The organism is Marinococcus luteus (assembly GCF_034497705.1).
Classification (GTDB): domain Bacteria; phylum Bacillota; class Bacilli; order Bacillales; family Marinococcaceae; genus Marinococcus; species Marinococcus luteus_A.
Genome location: NZ_JAXRUV010000009.1, coordinates 62,607 through 80,470, shown reverse-complemented (window position 1 = coordinate 80,470; position 17,864 = coordinate 62,607). Strand labels below are relative to the sequence as shown.

17 protein-coding genes are annotated in these 17,864 nt (G+C 51.7%); 15 read left to right on the top strand and 2 right to left on the bottom strand.

Going from position 1 to position 17,864, the window contains the following annotated elements:
* Positions 1-38: 38 nt before the first annotated feature.
* A complete protein-coding gene (locus Q9M42_RS13425; protein WP_322526977.1) occupies positions 39-710 on the bottom strand; it encodes a response regulator transcription factor in 672 nt (223 codons plus the stop codon).
* 60 nt (positions 711-770) lie between these two features.
* On the bottom strand, positions 771-1,943 hold the full coding sequence (locus Q9M42_RS13420; RefSeq protein WP_322526976.1) for a sensor histidine kinase: 1,173 nt from the start codon (positions 1,941-1,943) through the stop codon (positions 771-773).
* A 218-nt stretch (positions 1,944-2,161) separates the two neighbouring features.
* On the opposite strand from Q9M42_RS13420, the gene Q9M42_RS13415 reads away from it, so the two are divergent.
* From Q9M42_RS13415 to Q9M42_RS13345, 15 genes are all read left to right on the top strand, one after another.
* Positions 2,162-2,902 (top strand): tyrosine-protein phosphatase, encoded by a 741-nt coding sequence (locus Q9M42_RS13415; RefSeq protein WP_322526975.1) that lies wholly within the window; start codon positions 2,162-2,164, stop codon positions 2,900-2,902.
* Positions 2,821-3,423: a winged helix-turn-helix domain-containing protein gene (locus tag Q9M42_RS13410; RefSeq protein WP_322526997.1), complete on the top strand. Its 603-nt coding sequence runs from the start codon at positions 2,821-2,823 to the stop codon at positions 3,421-3,423. The genes Q9M42_RS13415 and Q9M42_RS13410 overlap by 82 nt, the downstream gene beginning before the upstream one ends.
* A gap of 15 nt (positions 3,424-3,438) precedes the next feature.
* The gene (locus tag Q9M42_RS13405; protein ID WP_322526974.1) at positions 3,439-4,362 is read left to right on the top strand and encodes an NAD-dependent epimerase/dehydratase family protein; all 924 of its coding nucleotides are present in this window, start codon (positions 3,439-3,441) and stop codon (positions 4,360-4,362) included.
* Positions 4,363-4,413: 51 nt separating this feature from the next.
* Positions 4,414-5,172: a tyrosine-protein phosphatase gene (locus Q9M42_RS13400; protein ID WP_322526973.1), complete on the top strand. Its 759-nt coding sequence runs from the start codon at positions 4,414-4,416 to the stop codon at positions 5,170-5,172.
* 42 nt (positions 5,173-5,214) lie between these two features.
* Positions 5,215-6,603 (top strand): sugar phosphate nucleotidyltransferase, encoded by a 1,389-nt coding sequence (locus Q9M42_RS13395; RefSeq protein WP_322526972.1) that lies wholly within the window; start codon positions 5,215-5,217, stop codon positions 6,601-6,603.
* 272 nt (positions 6,604-6,875) lie between these two features.
* Positions 6,876-7,832, top strand: coding sequence for a GDP-L-fucose synthase family protein (locus Q9M42_RS13390; RefSeq protein ID WP_322526971.1), 957 nt, complete (start codon positions 6,876-6,878; stop codon positions 7,830-7,832).
* The gene (gene gmd, locus Q9M42_RS13385; RefSeq protein ID WP_322526970.1) at positions 7,829-8,827 is read left to right on the top strand and encodes a GDP-mannose 4,6-dehydratase; all 999 of its coding nucleotides are present in this window, start codon (positions 7,829-7,831) and stop codon (positions 8,825-8,827) included. Before Q9M42_RS13390 ends, gmd begins: the two co-directional genes overlap by 4 nt.
* Before the next feature lie 29 nt (positions 8,828-8,856).
* Complete coding sequence (locus tag Q9M42_RS13380) at positions 8,857-9,513, top strand: sugar transferase (protein WP_322526969.1); 657 nt, start codon at positions 8,857-8,859, stop codon at positions 9,511-9,513.
* A 29-nt stretch (positions 9,514-9,542) separates the two neighbouring features.
* Positions 9,543-10,742 carry a glycosyltransferase gene (locus tag Q9M42_RS13375; RefSeq protein WP_322526968.1) on the top strand — a complete coding sequence of 400 codons (1,200 nt, stop codon included), beginning with the start codon at positions 9,543-9,545 and terminating at the stop codon, positions 10,740-10,742.
* Positions 10,726-11,325: a putative colanic acid biosynthesis acetyltransferase gene (locus Q9M42_RS13370; RefSeq protein WP_322526967.1), complete on the top strand. Its 600-nt coding sequence runs from the start codon at positions 10,726-10,728 to the stop codon at positions 11,323-11,325. The genes Q9M42_RS13375 and Q9M42_RS13370 overlap by 17 nt, the downstream gene beginning before the upstream one ends.
* A complete protein-coding gene (locus Q9M42_RS13365; RefSeq protein ID WP_322526966.1) occupies positions 11,322-12,548 on the top strand; it encodes a glycosyltransferase family 4 protein in 1,227 nt (408 codons plus the stop codon). The genes Q9M42_RS13370 and Q9M42_RS13365 overlap by 4 nt, the downstream gene beginning before the upstream one ends.
* A 53-nt stretch (positions 12,549-12,601) precedes the next feature.
* Entirely contained in the window at positions 12,602-14,695 is a 2,094-nt protein-coding gene (locus tag Q9M42_RS13360) for a YveK family protein (RefSeq protein ID WP_322526965.1), read from the top strand.
* 13 nt (positions 14,696-14,708) lie between these two features.
* Entirely contained in the window at positions 14,709-15,821 is a 1,113-nt protein-coding gene (locus tag Q9M42_RS13355; protein ID WP_322526964.1) for a glycosyltransferase, read from the top strand.
* 15 nt (positions 15,822-15,836) lie between these two features.
* Positions 15,837-17,132, top strand: coding sequence for a lipopolysaccharide biosynthesis protein (locus tag Q9M42_RS13350; RefSeq protein WP_322526963.1), 1,296 nt, complete (start codon positions 15,837-15,839; stop codon positions 17,130-17,132).
* Between the two features lie 170 nt (positions 17,133-17,302).
* On the top strand, positions 17,303-17,821 hold the full coding sequence (locus tag Q9M42_RS13345; protein ID WP_322526962.1) for a hypothetical protein: 519 nt from the start codon (positions 17,303-17,305) through the stop codon (positions 17,819-17,821).
* Positions 17,822-17,864 lie beyond the last annotated feature (43 nt).

The following is a 17,864-nucleotide window of genomic DNA, read 5'->3' as shown; positions in this document are numbered from 1 at the left end:
CTGCCTGATCCACTGCAAAACAAACCGGCTTCTGAAATTCAGGAGCCGGTTTGTTTGTGTCTTTTTTGGAAGTAGGCAATTGCTTCACGGCGGTTGCGGACACCGATTTTCCGGTAGATGGCGGTCAGGTAATTTTTGACGGTGCCGAGCGTTAAAAATAGCGTATCCGCAATCTCCTGGTTGGAGTAGCCGGCGAGCAGCAGATCCATGATCCGCCGGTCCTGCAGGGACAGCCCGGTGGTGTCTTCCGTTTCCTGAAAAAGCGGGGCGCCGTCCTTCCGGTTGCGGGCAGCGAGCTGGTCGCTCAGCGTCTCCGATACCGATGTCGGAAGCACCATCTGGCCACGGGCCACCTGGCGCACGCAGCGGACGAGTTCATCGCTTTCCCAGTCTTTAAGGAGAAATCCCTTCGCGCCGTTGGCGAGCGCCTGGATGACGTTTTCAGCGTCCACATAGGAGCTGAGCATAATAAACTTCGTCTGTGGCGACGTCAGCTGAAAATCCGGCAGCCATTCGATGCCGTTATTGCCTTCTAAGTACACATCAAGCATCACTACGTCCGGAAGCTCGTTCGTAAGCATCATTTCTGCTTCCGCCCCGTTTCTCGCAATACCGACCACTTCCAAATCCTCTTCAAGCTCCATGATCATGGCCAGTCCGTCCCGGACAATGGCATGATCATCGACAATCCCTATCCGAACGGTTTCCATCTGCGAATCCTCCTTCTGATACTTATCCTGAGATTTATGCATATAAATAGTCAGTTCGTATTATGACGGGGTGTAAGGGCTTCGGTCCTTAACAGGCAGGCGCAGCTCGAGCGCCATGCCGTTTCTGTCTTCCCCAATGGCTTCAAAGCGCAGAAGTCCGCCAAGCTCTTCAGCCCGGGCGGAAAGCCCGCGCAGGCCGAAGCCGTAGCTCACGTTTTTCGTGACAGTGCGTCCGTTGTCTTCGAGCCGGGCAATCAGCTGGCCGGGCACCTTCGTGGAGAGTGTATAGGAAAAAAACGTGCATCCACCGTGGCGGAGGCCGTTGGTAAGCCCCTCCTGGAGCATCCGGTACAAAAGCATTTCCTGCTCCGCCCGGAGCAGGGGCAGCGGTTTGTCAAACTCCCACTCAATTCGTACATCCGACGTATCTCGTGTGGAAACGAGAAGTCCCTCAAGCGCAGCCGAAAGATCGATGAAGCCGTCGGTATGTGCCATGGAATGCGCCGTTTTCCGGATTTCTTTCATCGTTTCCTGCACCTGGTGCTTGGACGTCTGCAGCTGGGTGCGGGCTTTTTCGATTTCGCCTTTTTCGAGCAGCCGTCTGGCTGTTTCAAGTGCCATCATGGAGGTGGTTAAATAATGGCCGGCGCTGTCATGAATGTCCCGGGAGAGCTTCAGCCGCTCCTGCATAATGGACTTGTCCTCCATTTCCCGGTGATACAGGCGCAGCCGGTCGTAAGCCCGCTGCAGTTCATTGCGCTGCTGGGTGGAGCGCTGGGCCAGATAGCTGAATCCCCAGAACAGCACATATTCGATAAAACGGGGAAGCACAAAGGCAATACCGGCAGTCGCCGGAAACTCTTCGTGAAAGGCTGTGGCACTAACAAACCCCGCGTAGCAGAAAAGCATAAAAGGAAAGCTGAAGCGCCTGGGCGCCCGGTATCCAAGCTCGGCAATCAGGACGAAAAAGAGCGTCTGGGGCACAAACCCTCCGGCAATCGCCTGGACGACCCAGGCAATGACGAACTGGAGGCTGATGACCATTACCGAGGAAAAGCGGGCAAGCGGTATGGATAAAAGCACGAGCCGGGTCACCTGGATAATACCAAATACCCAGCAGAGGACTGCAGCAAGCCACCGCTCGTCCGGCGACTCCATGTATACAAACAGTCCGGCTGCGATGATGGCTATGAATTGGATCGTATACATGAAGATTCGCTGGCGGCGGTTCATTCAGGCCCACTCCCTTTCGCCGGGGCAATCCCGCGCGGGGTCCCATTTTCCTAGAAAAGGTCATATGACTATTAACATTTGTGTGATTATTAATGACTAGGTAATTACTATTAATAATTATACTGGACTATTAATATAAAAGAAACGGCAACAGGCAAAATATTCTAAAAAATATCCCATAGGACATTTGCCTTACTGGAGAGGAAAGAGGTGAGTACATGATTGAGATGCATGCCCACATTCTTCCCGGCTTTGATCACGGACCAAACACAATGAATGAAAGCCTGGAAATGGCCAGGCAGGCAGCGGCAGCCGGTGTCAGCATTATTTACGCAACGCCCAGATACCGGTATCCATCGTACGATTTCGATGCCGTTTTCGTAACGGAGGCGGTAAAATTTCTGAATTTTCAGCTCCTGAAAGCCCGGATTCCGGTTCGCGTCCGCTCAGGCCAGGAGATCACCCTGTATGACGGAATGGAAACCGATTTGGAAAGAAAAAGGATTCTGCCGCTGGAGCATACCAATTATGTACTCGTTAATATGAATGGGACTCACAGCTTTTTATACGTCCGGCAGATGCTCAAAAAACTGTACAATCACGGGTTCATTCCCATTCTTTCATCGCCGGAGCGGCTGCGGATGTTTCAGAAAAGGCATGGGGGGCTTGAGAAGCTTGTGAATGAAGGGGCAGCCGTGCAGATCAGTGCCGGAGCACTGCTCGGCCGCGACGGAAGAAGCGACAGGCGCTGGGCAAAATATTTTATAAAAAAGCGGCTCGTGCACTTTGTGGCCTCGAACGCATGCAGTGCTTATGATCAGCCGTTCTGCCTGGATCAAGCATACTGGCAGTTTGTCCGGATGCAGCGGCTGGGGGAATGGGAGCGAATGCAGAAAAATACGCACCTGCTGCTGAACGGGGGGAGGATTACACCGCCGGCAAAGCAATCATTGATATAGATGAAGGAATGGAGGGGGAGATGATTTTGCATCAATTAGTAACATCCAAAACAAGACTGCGTCTCGTAATGAAGTTTTATCTGACCGAGGAAGAAACGTACCTGCGTGAGCTCGTGCGCGAATGCAAGGAGTCAACAAATGCGATCCGTCTCGAACTGCGGCGGCTGTATGAGATGAATTTAATTACCGACCGCTGGGTCAAAAACCGCCGCTACTACAAAATCAATAAAGATTACTATTTGCACGGGCAGATGGAGTCCCTCATTAAACAGTACTTATACTGGGACGAGCTGCACGAGCGGCTGAAGGGCATCGACTGGAAAACGATCTATATTACGCCCGACCCGAAACGGAGCTCGCCGGTGGAATATGTGATTGAAGTGGAGGAAAATTCTCCGCACTGGGGGAAGCAGTTTTATCTCGGAGAGGGAACGACGGTGACATTCGCGACGACTTCAATGCTGAATCATATCGAGCAGGTGCTGATCAGCGTAGGCAGACAAAAAGAAAAAGTATCATAAAAGGGGGAAGCCGGGTTGGATAAACAGGCGAAGATTTACGTAACCAATCATCAGGAGCGGGCAGGCAGCGCCATTTATCACTACCTATTAAAGCAGGGGTACGAAAACGTGGTCGTGCGCAGCGGTGTCGACACCGGCATGGAGAGTATCCGGGACGTCAATATGTTTTTTGCAGAGGAAAATATTGAATATGTGTTCATGACCGACGGCTATGAATACGCGGAATCAAATACAAAAGTGGGACTGCAGGCGAGGCGCTGGCAGCAGGCGAACGTTCTTGAAGCCTCCGCCCGTTACAACGTGAAGAAGCTGCTGTACGTCGGTGATATTCACGTGTACCCGAAATACACCCCGCAGCCGCTGAAGGAAACATTTCTACAGCGGGGGATCATTGACGAGGTGTACGCAGAACAGACGCAGGTGACTAGAGAAGGTATCGCTCTCTGCCGGGCCTATAACAGGGCATCCAACACGAATTTTCACGTTGCGGTGGCTCCGCGGATGTATGCGGTGGAGGATATGAACAGGCGGTCCGGCACGGTGGCCGATGCGCTGCAGCGGTGTATGCAGGCCAGGGATCAGTGGCAGGCGAAGGTGGAGATTCCGGAAAAAGAACCCGCCTTCCAGGAGCTTATCTACGGTGAAGATCTGGCATCCGGCTGTGTGTTTGTGATGAACCATTACAACGAAAAGGGGCCGGTCAATATTGGTACCGGGCGCGAAGTCAGCGCGAAGGAGCTTGTTATGTTGATCAAGCGGGTTACCGGCTACAGGGGCGCCGTGTTTTTCACCGGCTCGGGAATGGGGGGCATCCGGCGGAAAACGCTTGATACGTCGAAAATCAACCGGTATGGCTGGTACCCGGAAGTGTCACTGGCCAAAGGGCTGCAGGCCCTGTATCAATGGGAAACAGAGAGGGACCGCGCCGGCCGGGCGTAAAGGCGATCCCCGCAAGGAACGAATCGAAACAAATACCTGGGGGAACGCCGTATGATCGACATACACACTCACATACTCCCCGGCCTTGATCACGGGCCGGAGGCGGTAAGTGAAAGCATCGCCATTGCCAAAGAAGCAGCCGCCAACAATATCCAGACAGTTTTTGCGACCCCGCATTACCGGCCAGGTGTCTATGACAACGACGGCCTTGCCGTCAAAGAATCCGTGCTTGACTTTAATGTGCAGCTCCGGGCCGAAAGTATTCCGCTTCATGTAAAGAGCGGACACGAAATTACGCTGTATAAGGAGATGGTACATGACCTTTTATCCGGACAGCTGCTGCCGCTCGAAGATACCAACTGCGTCCTCGTGGAAATGCAGACCGGCGACACCTTCATGCAAATCAAAGCGCTCTTTTACTCGATGCAGCTCGAGGGCTATATTCCGATCATGACACACCCGGAGCGGCTGCAGAGCAGCGAAGAAACGGATGAACCGCTTTATTATCTTGTATCCCACGGGGCGCTCGCGCAGGTAAGCGCCGAAGCGGTGGCCGGCAGACAGGGATGGAGAAGACAAAGGTTCGCCCTGAAGCTCCTGCGGAAAAACCTGGCTCATTTTATCGCCTCGCAGGCCGATAGTGTGCCTTTCCGTTTAAAGCCTGCCTACGAACAGACAGCAGCCGTTCTCGGCCTGGCAAAGGCCCGGGAGCTCCAGGAAAATACAAAGCGTCTTCTCGTCGGTTCACCGGCGTTTGTCGAACCCCCCGAGCCACTGCACAAGAAACGTGTTTTTTTTAAACGAATGTAAGGAAATTCTGTCCAAAATTTCAGGAAACAAGGAGGAAGACAGATGCGGTTAGTCCTATTATCCGGAGGTTCGGGAAAACGATTGTGGCCCCTATCAAATGACACGAGATCCAAACAGTTTCTGAAGGTGCTCGACGGGCCGGACGGCGAAAAGGAGTCGATGGTCCAGCGGGTATGGAGACAGCTTGAAGCATGCGGCCTTGCCGCCTCGGCGGTGATCGCCACCTCGGAATCACAGAAGGATTTGATCAGGCGACAGCTCGGGGAAAACGTTCCGCTCGTCATGGAGCCGGAGCGCCGGGATACATTCGCCGCGGTAGCACTTGCAGCGAGCTACCTGTTTTCTGTGGAAAAAGCGTCTCCGGAGGAAGTGATTGTAATGCTGCCGGTAGATGCATTCGTAGACACTACTTTTTTTGAAAATTTTGAACTTTTGGAGCAGCTGATTCATGAAGGTTCGAGCGATATGGCCCTGATGGGAGTCCAACCCATCTATCCATCCACCAAATACGGCTACATCGTTCCGGACGGGTGGAACGAGGACACCAGAGCCTTTACCGTCAAAGCCTTTACGGAAAAGCCGGACGAAGCGACAGCGAAGCAGCTCATCGACAGACAGGCGCTGTGGAACTGCGGCGTATTCGGCTTTACGATGGGCTACCTGCTCCGGATTCTCGAGGAGGAAAAGCTGCCGTTTGAGTACGAGCTGCTTAAAAGCCAGTACCACACGATCCCTGAGATCAGCTTTGACTACCGGGTCGTGGAGAAGGCGGAAAAAGTCACCGTTCTAAAATACGAAGGCGACTGGAAGGACCTTGGCACCTGGAACACACTCACCGAGGAAATGGCCTCCAACCAGACCGGGAAAGGCATTATTTCCGAAAGCTCGGTTAACACCCACCTCGTCAACGAGCTCGATATCCCGGTCGCCGTTATCGATGCGAGCAATATGGTGATTGTGTCGAGTCCTGACGGCATTATCGTTGCTAACAAGGAGTCGAGCTCGCAGATTAAAGAGCTCATCAAGGATTTCCGCTATCCGCAGATGTACGAAGAGCGGCTGTGGGGATGGTCGCGGGTACTCGACTACGCCAAGTACCCGGACGGACAGATGATGATCACAAAGCGCATCCTGCTCGAATCCGGCAAAAACTCCACACTTCACTACCATCATAACCGCGATGAAGTATGGACGGTCGTGCGCGGGGAGGGCGAAATTGCGGTAGACAATCATATGTATCGCATCAAAGCGGGCGACGTTGTCCACCTGCCGGCCGGCACAAAGCACGCACTCCGGGCCACCATCGACCTGGAAATTGTAGAGGTCCAGACCGGCGTGGACATCAGCGATGAAGACACCGTCCGGATCCATGACACATGGGATGATGTGCTTCGCGCCCACAATGGCTCCGCCGCCAAGTTCATTAAATAGCTTTCCTGAAAATTTTCGGTCATGTCTCCTGAACCGGTATCACGCGGAGACACTCGGCAGTGCTAAGGGCTTCTTTGGAAGCCTTAGACGTTGATCGTCAACAGCGCTGCGTGAGGAGAGGTTCAATGCCTCCGGTTTACCTGCGGCAGCTGCGTATACAACGCTGCTGCAGATGAAAAGACAAATCATTGGCATTCAGACTTCAGTCATCTGTTTTGAATAGATGCAGGTATTACAAAACGCCAAAATCTTATTGGAAAAGAGGACCCTGAGTGGAAAAACATGCGTGTATATATGTAGCCGGGCACCGGGGGCTGGCAGGCTCTGCGATTATGCGGAAGCTGCAGAGCGAAGGCTATACGAACCTGGTGCACCGGACGAGCAGCGAGCTCGACCTACGAAACCGAACCGAGGTAGACGCTTTTTTTCAATCCTCTTCGATAGATTACGTGTTTTTAGCAGCCGCGAAAGTTGGCGGCATTACTGCGAATAATGAGTATCCTGCGGATTTTATACGGGATAACTTATATATTCAGACAAATGTGATCGATGCGGCCTACAAGTACAACGTGAAAAAGCTGTTGTTTTTAGGCAGTACGTGCATTTATCCAAAACATGCCCCGCAGCCGATTAAAGAGGACTCGCTCTTGACCGGGGAGCTTGAGGCGACAAACGAACCGTACGCGATCGCAAAGATTGCCGGCCTGAAGATGTGCGAGTCGTACAACCGTCAGTATGGCACTCGCTTTATTGCCGCGATGCCGACGAACCTGTACGGAAAAAACGACAATTTCGACCTGGAAACGTCGCACGTGCTCCCGGCTCTGATGCGAAAGTGCCACGAAGCGAAAATAAACGGGGATGCAACCGTTGAAATCTGGGGGACGGGCGAGCCGCGCCGGGAGTTTATGTACGCGGACGACCTGGCCGATGCGTGCGTCTTTTTGATGAACGAGTACGACGGCACCGATATGGTGAATATCGGCACCGGCCGGGACCTTTCGATCCGGGAGCTCGCCGAAGCGCTCAAAGCCGTCACCGGCTTCGACGGCGAGTTTGTGTTTAATACAAGTAAGCCTGATGGCACGTTCCGGAAACGCACGGACGTCACCAAGCTGCACGGCCTCGGCTGGCAGGCCGAAACGCCGCTTTCTGAAGGACTAGAGAAAACGTACGACTGGTACACCGGCCACAAAGCACAATCAAACAAAGGAGCTGCTTCCCTATGACAAAATCAGCACTTATTACCGGCGTGACCGGCCAGGACGGATCGTACCTGGCGGAATTTCTACTCGACAAAGGCTACGCGGTCTACGGCCTCCGGCGCCGGACGAGCACCCCGAACTTTGAAAACATTGAACACGTAAGAGACAGAATTGAATGGATCGACGGCGACCTGACCGATTTGTCGTCTCTCATCAGCGCCGTTCAGCAGGCGCAGCCGGACGAGGTGTACAACCTGGCCGCCCAGTCATTTGTGGCTACATCCTGGCCGCAGCCGATTGCGACGAGCCAGATTACTGCTGTCGGCGTGGTGAACATGCTGGAAGCGGTCCGCATTGCCAAGCCCGACGCCCGTTTTTACCAGGCCTCCAGCTCGGAGATGTTCGGCAAGGTGCTCGAGACGCCGCAGACGGAAACGACGCCGTTCTGGCCGCGCAGCCCGTATGGCGTGGCGAAAACGTACGGCCACTGGATTACCGTCAACTACCGGGAGAGCTTTAATATGTTCGCCTGCGCAGGTATTTTATTCAACCACGAGTCCCCGCGGCGCGGAATGGAATTTGTGACACGGAAGGTGACCGACGCCGCTGCCCGTATCAAGCTCGGACTGCAGAGTGAGCTTCGGATGGGCAATCTCGACGCCAAGCGCGATTGGGGCTACGCCGGCGACTACGTGAAGGCAATGTGGCTCATGCTGCAGAGCGATGAGCCCGATGACTATGTGATCTCGACCGGAGAGACGCATACGGTGGAGGAGCTGGTGGATATTGCCTTTCAATACGTCGGCCTCGTCTGGCGCGACTACGTCGTGACCGATCCGAAATTTGTACGGCCGGCGGAGGTGGATCTTCTTCTCGGTGACTGCACGAAGGCGAAGGAAAAGCTCGGCTGGGAGCTTGAGGTCGGATTCCGAGAGCTCGTGGAAATGATGGTGGAGAGCGATTTGAATCATTATCGGAGCCAATCCCAAACGCCAGGGCTGTACCGTGAAACGTCTTAATTGCCTGAATAAAAAAGAGGGGGAAAATAATGCAGAGATCAACCATGCCGCCTAAAGCTGGGAAGAAGACCATGGATCAGACGCAGACCAAACGTGCTATGGATGCAGCCCTGGCCTTTCTGCTGCTTGTCCTGTTATCTCCATTGTTTTTAACGATTGGTCTCATGAATACGCAGGAAGAACAAAAGGGACGTATTTTATACAAACAAAAGAGAATTGGCGCCGGAGGAGAGCCTTTTTATATTTATAAATTCCGGACGATGGTGGTTAACGCTGAGGAGGTGCTGCAGCGCGATCCGAAGCTGTATGCCGAGTTTGTGCAGAATGGGTACAAGCTGCCGGCCAACCGGGACCCCCGTATTACGAAAACAGGCAAATTTTTACGGGAAACGAGTCTGGATGAACTGCCGCAGCTTTTGAATGTATTAAAGGGAGAAATGAGCCTGGTCGGGCCCCGGCCGGTTATTGCAGAGGAGCTGGAGGAATACGCCGAAAACAAGCAGCTTTTCTTATCGGTCAAACCCGGAATGACAGGGTTATGGCAGGTGAGCGGCAGAAGTGATCTGACGTATGCGGAACGGATGAATCTGGAGCTTGATTATATCCGGAATCAACGGTTATCCAGCGACATTCTCATTCTGTTCAAAACGGCAGGAGCGGTCCTGAAAAAGCAAGGGGCGTATTAAAAAAAGATTAACGAGCGGAGGAGGCGCCTGTGAAACGAAAACTGCTGTACGTTGCTTTTCTTCGTGAAGATTCAGACGCTGTTGGTTTTATTAAAAAGGTTTATGCCCAGTGCAAGGCAATGAACAACCTGGGCCGTCATACGTATCTGCTGCTTTCCCGGAAGGATCGGGTCGTCTGCTATGATACTTTGAACGGACAGGAAATGATGCAGGAAACATTCTATTCGCCGAAGGCGGTTTTTGTCGAAACACCGGCATGGAAGCGGAAAACGGCAAGCTATTTCCGGATGAAAGAATATTTGCAGGCGGCCGAATTGCTGAGTGACACCCTTGGAGTGCAGGAAGTCTATATCCGGAGAATAAAGCCTGTGACCCCGCAGCTGTCTGTATGGCTGCGCAAATGCAGGCGCCGCGATCGGAAGACGTATTATGAAATTCCGGATTATCCGGTAGAGATTCCAGCCAAAAAGAACTGGACATCCTACAGTGCATATGTGCTGGATCAAATGACTTTCCGGCTTGGCGTTTATCCCTTCGTGCAAAAAATCGTCGCGGTGTCGATTGCTCCGGTGACGGATCCGAAAGTGATAGGCATTAAAAACGGTATTGATCTTACCGCTACGCCCGTGGTGCAGAAAAAGCAGCGTAACCGCTCCTCGGCCTTTGTACTTGCCGGGGTGGCGAACTTAGCGCCGTGGCACGCGTACGACCGGGTGATCCGCGGATTAAAGGGGTGTCCGGAATATGTAAATCCCGAATTTCATATTATTGGCGATGGTCCGGTCAAAGAAGAGTTGAAGCAGCTCGCAGCCGATCAGGGGGTGGAAGACCGTGTTATTTTTCACGGTACGCTCACGGGCAGTGAACTTAATCAAATGATGGAAAATGTGGACGTCGGGGTCGGGATTCTTGGAAACCACCGGCGTAATTTTTTCGGTGATTCTTCGTTAAAAAACAGAGAATACTGTGCCCGCGGCCTACCATTTATGATTTCTTCCGAAGACAGTGATTTTCCGGTTCATCTATCTTTTGTCTTCCGTACGCCGGCAGACGACGCTGAAGTGGATATTGAAAGGCTGTTTGCTGAATACCGTCAGTACCGGAGCCGGAACACGCCCGCATACATTCGAAGCTATGCAGAACAGCACCTCAGCTGGGAACAAAAACTGAAGCACGTGTTTCCAGGGGAGCCAAAAGAGGAGGGAGATATGCATGAAGGTTCAGCTTGACCGTTATGACCAATCAGACTATGACCGGGGGCGGCCGGGGTGGTTCATTCTGCTCTGGTGGCTGGTCCAGGGGACAGTTTTCCGCTTTTCGCTGCATCCGATGTATGCCTTCCGCAGGCGGGTCCTCCGGGCTTTTGGCATGCAGGTAGGAAAAGGAGCAAAAATCCGCCCGAGCGCCAAGTTTACGTATCCGTGGAAAGTTTCCATCGGTGAGCATTCCTGGATCGGGGACGAAGCCGTTTTTTACAGCCTCGATCAAATCACGATTGGAGACCACTGCGTCGTTTCGCAAAAAACGTATCTGTGTACAGGGTCTCACCGTATACAAAGCGCTGCCTTTGATTTAGTTACAGCGCCTATTATATTTGAATACGGCTCCTGGGCGGCGGCAGGAGCATTTATCCATCCGGGAGTATCGCTCGGGGAGTATGCGGTAGCCGCTGCCTGCAGCAACGTCATCAAAAGCGTGCCGGCTAACGAGATCCACGGAGGCAATCCGGCCAGGTTTTTGAAAAACCGCTTTGATTCTGTGCCTCAGACCGGCCAGGAATTCATAAAACAGGCAGAGGGAGCAGGCGTATGAAAAACATTGTATTTGTCGTTAATTACTTTTCCCCCGATGTGGCCTCATTGGGACAGCTGATGGGCGACCTCTGCGTTGACCTGCAGAAGGATTTTAATATTACCGTAATTACTTCACATCCGCATTATGCAGACGACCTGCAGCAAGCGCTGCCGGACCGTCTGGAATGGAATGGCTCCGTAAAAGTGATCAGAATGAAGCTTCCTAAAGTGAATAAGCAGTCCAAAGTCAGCCGCATTACGTATATGGCTGCTTATTTTTTTAAAGCTCTGCGGATGCTAGTAAAAGAGACGGAGGTGGATGTTATCTATACCGTTTCCCAGCCGCCGATTCTCGGTGGGCTGATTGGCACGATTGGAAAAAGGATGAAAAAAGCGAAGCATATATACAATATTCAGGACTTTAACCCGGAGCAGGCCGAAGCCGTTTCCTACTCCCCGAGCCCGATAGTAACGAAAATTGCCGCCGAGGTGGACAAATTAAACTGCCGCTATGCCGACATGAATATCGTGGTAGGGAGTGATATGGCAGCGACGCTGCAGAACCGGTTCAATACAGGCACTCCGGATTACGAAGTGATTCACAACTGGGTGGACGAAGAGGATTTAGTACCGAAGCCCCGTACAGACAAAGGTGTGGCTGCCTTCCTGCATGAAAAACAGCTCGAGGATAAATTCATTGTCATGTATTCCGGCAACCTCGGATTGTTTTACGATTTGGAAAACATCATCCGTATTACGGAAGCGTTCCGGGAGTATCGGGATATTGCATTTGTGTTTATCGGCGAGGGTGCTAAAAAGAAAGAGATGGAAGACTACGCGCAGGCCAATCGTTTAGAGAACGTGTATTTCTTTCCGTACGAGCCGAAAGAACGCATTAAATATTCCCTGAATGCGGCGGATGTGCATTTGGTCGTGAATCAAAAAGGGATTAAAGGAGTGTCGGTGCCAAGTAAAATATACGGGGTGCTCGCTGTCGGCAAACCTGTACTCGGCGTGCTCGAAAATGGCAGCGAAGCAGCCGTGATCATCGAGCGTTCCGGTGCAGGTGTGGTAATAGAGCCCGGGCGGTATGAGGAGATCATCGATGCCGTCTACATGTATTACCACCTGCCGGAGGAAGACAGAAAGGCAATCGGACAAAAGGGAAGGCTGTACCTGGAACAGCACCTGACGCGCCGACAGTCCATCGATAAATACAAAGCAGTGCTTCAGCAGGTGTAAATGCCGGCCGGGAAAAATTATCAAGCAGGCTGGAGATAGGAGGGCGGGAGCCTTTGTTCATTCATAATCATACGGGGAAGATGTGGCTGTATTATTTGTGGGGCATTTACTTTATCACAAATATTGCCGGCGCCGTCATCTTTAAACAAATGCTCGGCATGGGCGGGTTTTCCCACACTCCCTATATCCGCGGTATGTTCATTCTCTTTCTCGTCCTCGGCATCACCTTCATCTGGCTGCCGCTTTATATGATGAACCAGCAGGTGGAAATCAGGCGGGGGGATCTGGCTGTCGGCGTTATTGTAAGTATGTTTATCGGCTACAGTACTATTATCGGTATGGTCAATGCCAACACGTGGACGTATATTCTGTCGGATACGGCCTATTTAGCGGCTGGTCTCGGCATATATTTGTTAACGAGGTTTGGCGATATTCACCTTCACATGCGCGAACGGTATTTGGTCCCGGCCTCCGCGCTACTGGCAGCGCTTCTGCTAGGACTCTATTTTTTAAGCAGCTGGGTGCCGGTGACGCTTCTTATCGTATTTGTCGGTTTGTTTTTATACGCACTTTACACCGTGCATACAGGAGCACTTCTTCTGCAGCTTGGACCTCTCGTGTTTTTACTGATCAGCTCCAACCGATCTCTTCTCCTGACAGTGATCGTTATGGTTCTGGTACTTTTACTGGTGCTTTTGATAAAAAACCGCTGGAAGCCGATACTCCATTTCGTCTTTGGGTTTAGTTTGCTTGGCCTGGTGGCGGTGCTTGCCGGGGATAACGTGATGGCCATACTGGGCATCGATTTTTACGCGACCGCTCTTGGACGCCGGATCGAAGTAATGATGGGCCTCGGCGGTTCGTCGGGAATAAGCCTGGGAGAGGACGTTACGATCGGCCAGCGCCTGTATGAAGTAGAAGTCATTGTAGAAACGCTCGGCAGCAATCCGCTGTTCTGGCTGTTCGGCTACGGAGCGGGCGGCACGATTGATATGTCGGGGTCGCTGGATCCATCCGTCACCAGTGCGGCGCTGCTTGGCATGACCGAGGTGCATAACGTGCATTTTCTGCACGGTGCGCTGCTGTTCCGGTACGGACTGTTCGGACTGGCGGTGGTGGCGGGGCTGGTCTGGCGATTGTTTACGACTGCTGTGAAGTATGACGATCATTCGCTCATTTTCGCTAACCTGCTGGCATTGTCACTTATTGTCTACAGCTACTCCTCGTCATCTTACTTGCTTGTGGAGCCGCTGCTGTGGTTTCTGCTGGCCTGGAGAGTGACACGGATGGAGTGGCTGAAGGGGCAGAATGAAACTATAGCGGGCGCCAGGCAGCCGGCACTAAAAAAGGAGGGCATGATGAAGGATTCATTCCGCATTCAAGACTTGATGCATATGGTGAAAAAAAGAATAAAGCTGCTTTCGCTTGTAATGCTTGCTGCGTTAAGTGCCGGAGCGGTATACACCTGGTTCATCGCAGAGCCTGAATACGAAGCATCTACCCAGATACTGGTCACTCCGGATGTCGGGGAGAGCGAGACGCCGGCATCTGAAGACTGGCAATCCAGCCGGGAACTGGTGAACACCTACAATACGCTGCTTACAAGCCCGGCAATTATTGAGCCGGCCGTGCAGAATTTGAGTGTGGCACGTACCGAAGAAGCTGTTCAAAGCCAGCTGACCGTTGCTGCAGAAAATGAATCCCAGATTGCGACAGTAACGGTCCGGGACACGGACCCTGAAGCTGCGGTGGCAATTGTAAATACGGTAACAGAGACGTTTGAACAGGAAGTGCCTTCTATTATGAGTGTGGACAATGTCAGTATATTATCCGAAGCAGAAATGAAAGACATATCGGAACCGGTGTCGCCGCAGCCGCTGTTGTATATGGGTGCTTCGCTGTTCGGCGGTCTGCTTGGCGGCCTGGGACTGGTGCTGCTGCTTGAAATGATGAACAACAAAATTAAAACCGAAGAGGAACTGGCCTCTGTGCTCGGCCTGCCAATACTCGGCTCTGTGAACACCCCGTCCGACAAGGAAGTTGCGGAAAAAACGGAGGAGGACATGAGCCCACAGCCGGTGCCGGTGATTCCCCTTCGCAGTGAAATCAAATCCGAGGCCGGGGAAAAGATTAAACAAAAAGTATAGGGAGGGTGAAGTGATGAAGGTCCTTATCAACGCCACAGCGTTAAGTGACCGTGGAGGTTTCAGCGTCGTTGCTGCCTGTCTGGAAGACTTAGCCGGCTCGGAGGCTTATTTCAACGAAAACAATATCCGTGTTACAGCGTACGTCTCCCGGGAGGAACTGCTCGAATACAGGCGCAGCTGGATTGATGTGATCGTAACGAAAAAGCCTAAAAAGAGCCCCGGTCATCAGTGGTGGTTTGAACGCCAGGTTCTTCGCAAAGAAATGAAAGATCATGACGTTTTTTTGTCGCTTCAGAATACGCCGCTTGGCGGCATCAACAAGCCGCAGTACTGCCTGATCCATCAGCCGATTCCTTTTTCCGACGTGCGCCCGGGTGAGCTTGAATGGAAAAACCTCCTCAAATACAAGCTGCTCATGCCACAGGTCGTCAAAAGAGCGCTGCCGAACATGGCCGGTATTTTCGTACAGACAGAATGGATGAAAGAAGCGGTGCAAAAGCGGTACGGCGCCCATCCGGCCGTTCATGTGATGCGCCCGAAGGCAGTGGATATAAAAAAGCATACGGCCCCACTGACCGCCCGACAGGAAACATTGATTAAACAGAGCCGGGGGAGACGACTTGTGTACGTTACCAACCAGGAAAAATACAAAAACAATGACCGGCTCATTGAGGCAATACGAAAGTACAATAAGCATGCTGAACAGCCGATTGATCTATTTTTAACAGTGGAAGGAAATAATGAAACAGGAATTCATTATCTCGGCAAAGTGAATTACGAAGCAATGTATACTCTCTATACCTCTATGGACGCCTTGGTGTTTCCGTCGTTGATGGAGACATTCGGCCTGCCGGTCGTAGAAGCGAGGCAGTCGGGTCTTCCGGTGCTTCTGGCAGACTTACCTTACGGGCGCGAGCACCACGGGAAGGGGAAAACATTATTGTTTAATCCCCGAAGCACGGACAGCATTATGCAGAGCTTCCGGGAACTCGAAGAAATAAACACACGCCAGCAGGCGCCGACAGTAAAGGAAGCCGGCAATGATTACCTCGAATTTATCCAGACGATTCAGGCAGACCAGGAGAAAAACAGCCCACGCAGCGGGAAATACCCGGACGCAGGGTAGAAGGGAGACGGGAGAATGCAGGTGGATAATTCCGGGACCGGCAAAACAGAAGCTGCCCCAAAATCCCTGAAGGTCAACTTTACGTGGGTCGTGTTTGCAGACGCTTTTTACGGCATGTCGCAGTGGGCATTAATTGCCTTAATTATTCATTTCAGCAGCGTCGAGCTTGCCGGCCTTTATACACTTGCGCTTGGGCTCGCCGCCCCGTTCTTTTTGTTTTTTAATTTAAATTTACGGTCCGTGCAGGTAACGGACCAGGAGAGCGAGTATACGTTTGAAGACTATCATTTATTCCGGATGGTTACATCCACTGCCGCCTTCTTGTTTGTAGCAGCAACGGCGCTCGTAATGAATTATGAAGCCAGTCTGGTATGGATCATTGCTATCATGGGTCTCGTGAAGGCTCTCGAAGCTCAAAGTGATATTTGCCACGGCCTGTTTCAAAAGAAAGAAAACATGCAGTATATTGCTTTTTCTAAACTCGCCAGAGGAACGGTGAATGTGCTCAGCTTTTTCATCGTTTTGATGATGACAGAAAGCCTGCTGGCTGCACTATGCACAATGGCTGCAGCAAATATAATAACGCTGTGGCTGGTGGACATGAAAAACGTACAAAAAGTGCACCGTTTCCGCCTGGCCGACATGCGCCTCAGCCGGCGCAAGCTTTCGATGTTCCGGCATTTTCTTCTGCTCGGCTTTCCGCTCGGTATTGCAGGGGCCCTGGATGTATTAAACATTAATATTCAACGGGTCATCATCGAGCAGGTGAACGGGCTCGAGCAACTCGGCTATTACGCCTCAATTGTGTACATTATAATGGCCGGCCAGATGTTTATCGGCGCGCTGTCACAGGCATGCCTGCCAAGGCTTCGCACCCAGTGGAGCGGGGATATAAAACAGTATGTAAGGCTTCTGCGTAATCTGCTTGTCGTGTCGGCACTTCTCGGCGCAGCTTTTGTCTTAGTCGTTGTCATGGCGGGAGACGTACTGCTTTCGGTTATTTACGATGAAAGCTTTACAGCCTACCACCATATTTTTGTCTTAGCATCCATAGCGGCTTTCTTCTGGTATTCAGGAGGGTTTTTAAACATTGCGCTCCTTGCAACCAGGATGTTCAAGCACCAGGTAATTATCTATGCGGTCTCCTTCGCAGTAACGGCAGGCTTTTCCCTGTATTTCGTTTCTGCGTTTGGTATAACGGGAGCAGGATGGGCCCTGATTTTGGGCATGATCGCCCGGACGATGACAATGACGGTGGTTTTAGTCATACTTTACAGGAAGAAGCGCAGAAGCATTGTACCTGCCATATAAATAATGACCGGCTGTTTTTTGTGAGAAAAGTGAAATTACTTTTCAGAATGCCTTTAAAACCCTGCCAAAACAGCCGATGCAATAAATAGGAAATAAAAATCGGATTCAAGTATTTTCCTGCTCATTTGAAGATGCCTGTTAAAAACATTGCCGCCGAAGGAGGAAAATTGTTGCTGCATCAATTAGTTACATCGAAAACCAGATTACGGTTAATCGTAAAGTTTTTTTTATTCGAGGAAGAAACATATTTGCGGAGAATTGTCCGCGAGTTCAACGATTCGGCCAACGCGATACGCGTGGAGCTGAAGCGCCTGAGCGACATGGAGCTTATTACCGGCCGCCCGGTGCAGAACCGCCGCTACTACAAGGTGAATAAAGACCATTACATGTACGAGGATATGAACCGGTTGGTGCGGAACTACGTGCAGTGGGATCAAATGCAGGAGCTGCTCGCAGAAACCAAATGGCAGAAAGTCTACATGGCTTCGGAAGAACAACCGCCGCACGGTTTGGAATATATCGTCGAGGTCAAAGAAAGCTCCCAGTATGCAGGCAAGCAGGTGCTGCTCGGGGAGAGTATAAAAGTTAACTTTGTGCCTCCAGATACGATACGTTCGATGGCACAGACGCTTATTATGGTGCACCGATTTGATCTTGGAAGAGCTAATATCAGGCCGCAGTTGTCATAGGCTTGCCCATTTAGTATTACATAGAAGATAAAAATCAGCCTGC

Bases quoted from the DNA above. Each gene is read 5' to 3' on its own strand.
- Q9M42_RS13420 (WP_322526976.1), bottom strand. From the start codon at position 1,943: ATGAACCGCCGCCAGCGAATCTTCATGTATACGATCCAATTCATAGCC.
- Q9M42_RS13395 (WP_322526972.1), top strand. From the start codon at position 5,215: ATGCGGTTAGTCCTATTATCCGGAGGTTCGGGAAAACGATTGTGGCCC.
- Q9M42_RS13410 (WP_322526997.1), top strand. From the start codon at position 2,821: ATGGGAGCGAATGCAGAAAAATACGCACCTGCTGCTGAACGGGGGGAG.
- Q9M42_RS13365 (WP_322526966.1), top strand. From the start codon at position 11,322: ATGAAAAACATTGTATTTGTCGTTAATTACTTTTCCCCCGATGTGGCC.
- Q9M42_RS13425 (WP_322526977.1), bottom strand. From the start codon at position 710: ATGGAAACCGTTCGGATAGGGATTGTCGATGATCATGCCATTGTCCGG.
- gmd (WP_322526970.1), top strand. From the start codon at position 7,829: ATGACAAAATCAGCACTTATTACCGGCGTGACCGGCCAGGACGGATCG.
- Q9M42_RS13355 (WP_322526964.1), top strand. From the start codon at position 14,709: ATGAAGGTCCTTATCAACGCCACAGCGTTAAGTGACCGTGGAGGTTTC.
- Q9M42_RS13380 (WP_322526969.1), top strand. From the start codon at position 8,857: ATGCAGAGATCAACCATGCCGCCTAAAGCTGGGAAGAAGACCATGGAT.
- Q9M42_RS13350 (WP_322526963.1), top strand. From the start codon at position 15,837: ATGCAGGTGGATAATTCCGGGACCGGCAAAACAGAAGCTGCCCCAAAA.
- Q9M42_RS13370 (WP_322526967.1), top strand. From the start codon at position 10,726: ATGAAGGTTCAGCTTGACCGTTATGACCAATCAGACTATGACCGGGGG.
- Q9M42_RS13400 (WP_322526973.1), top strand. From the start codon at position 4,414: ATGATCGACATACACACTCACATACTCCCCGGCCTTGATCACGGGCCG.
- Q9M42_RS13415 (WP_322526975.1), top strand. From the start codon at position 2,162: ATGATTGAGATGCATGCCCACATTCTTCCCGGCTTTGATCACGGACCA.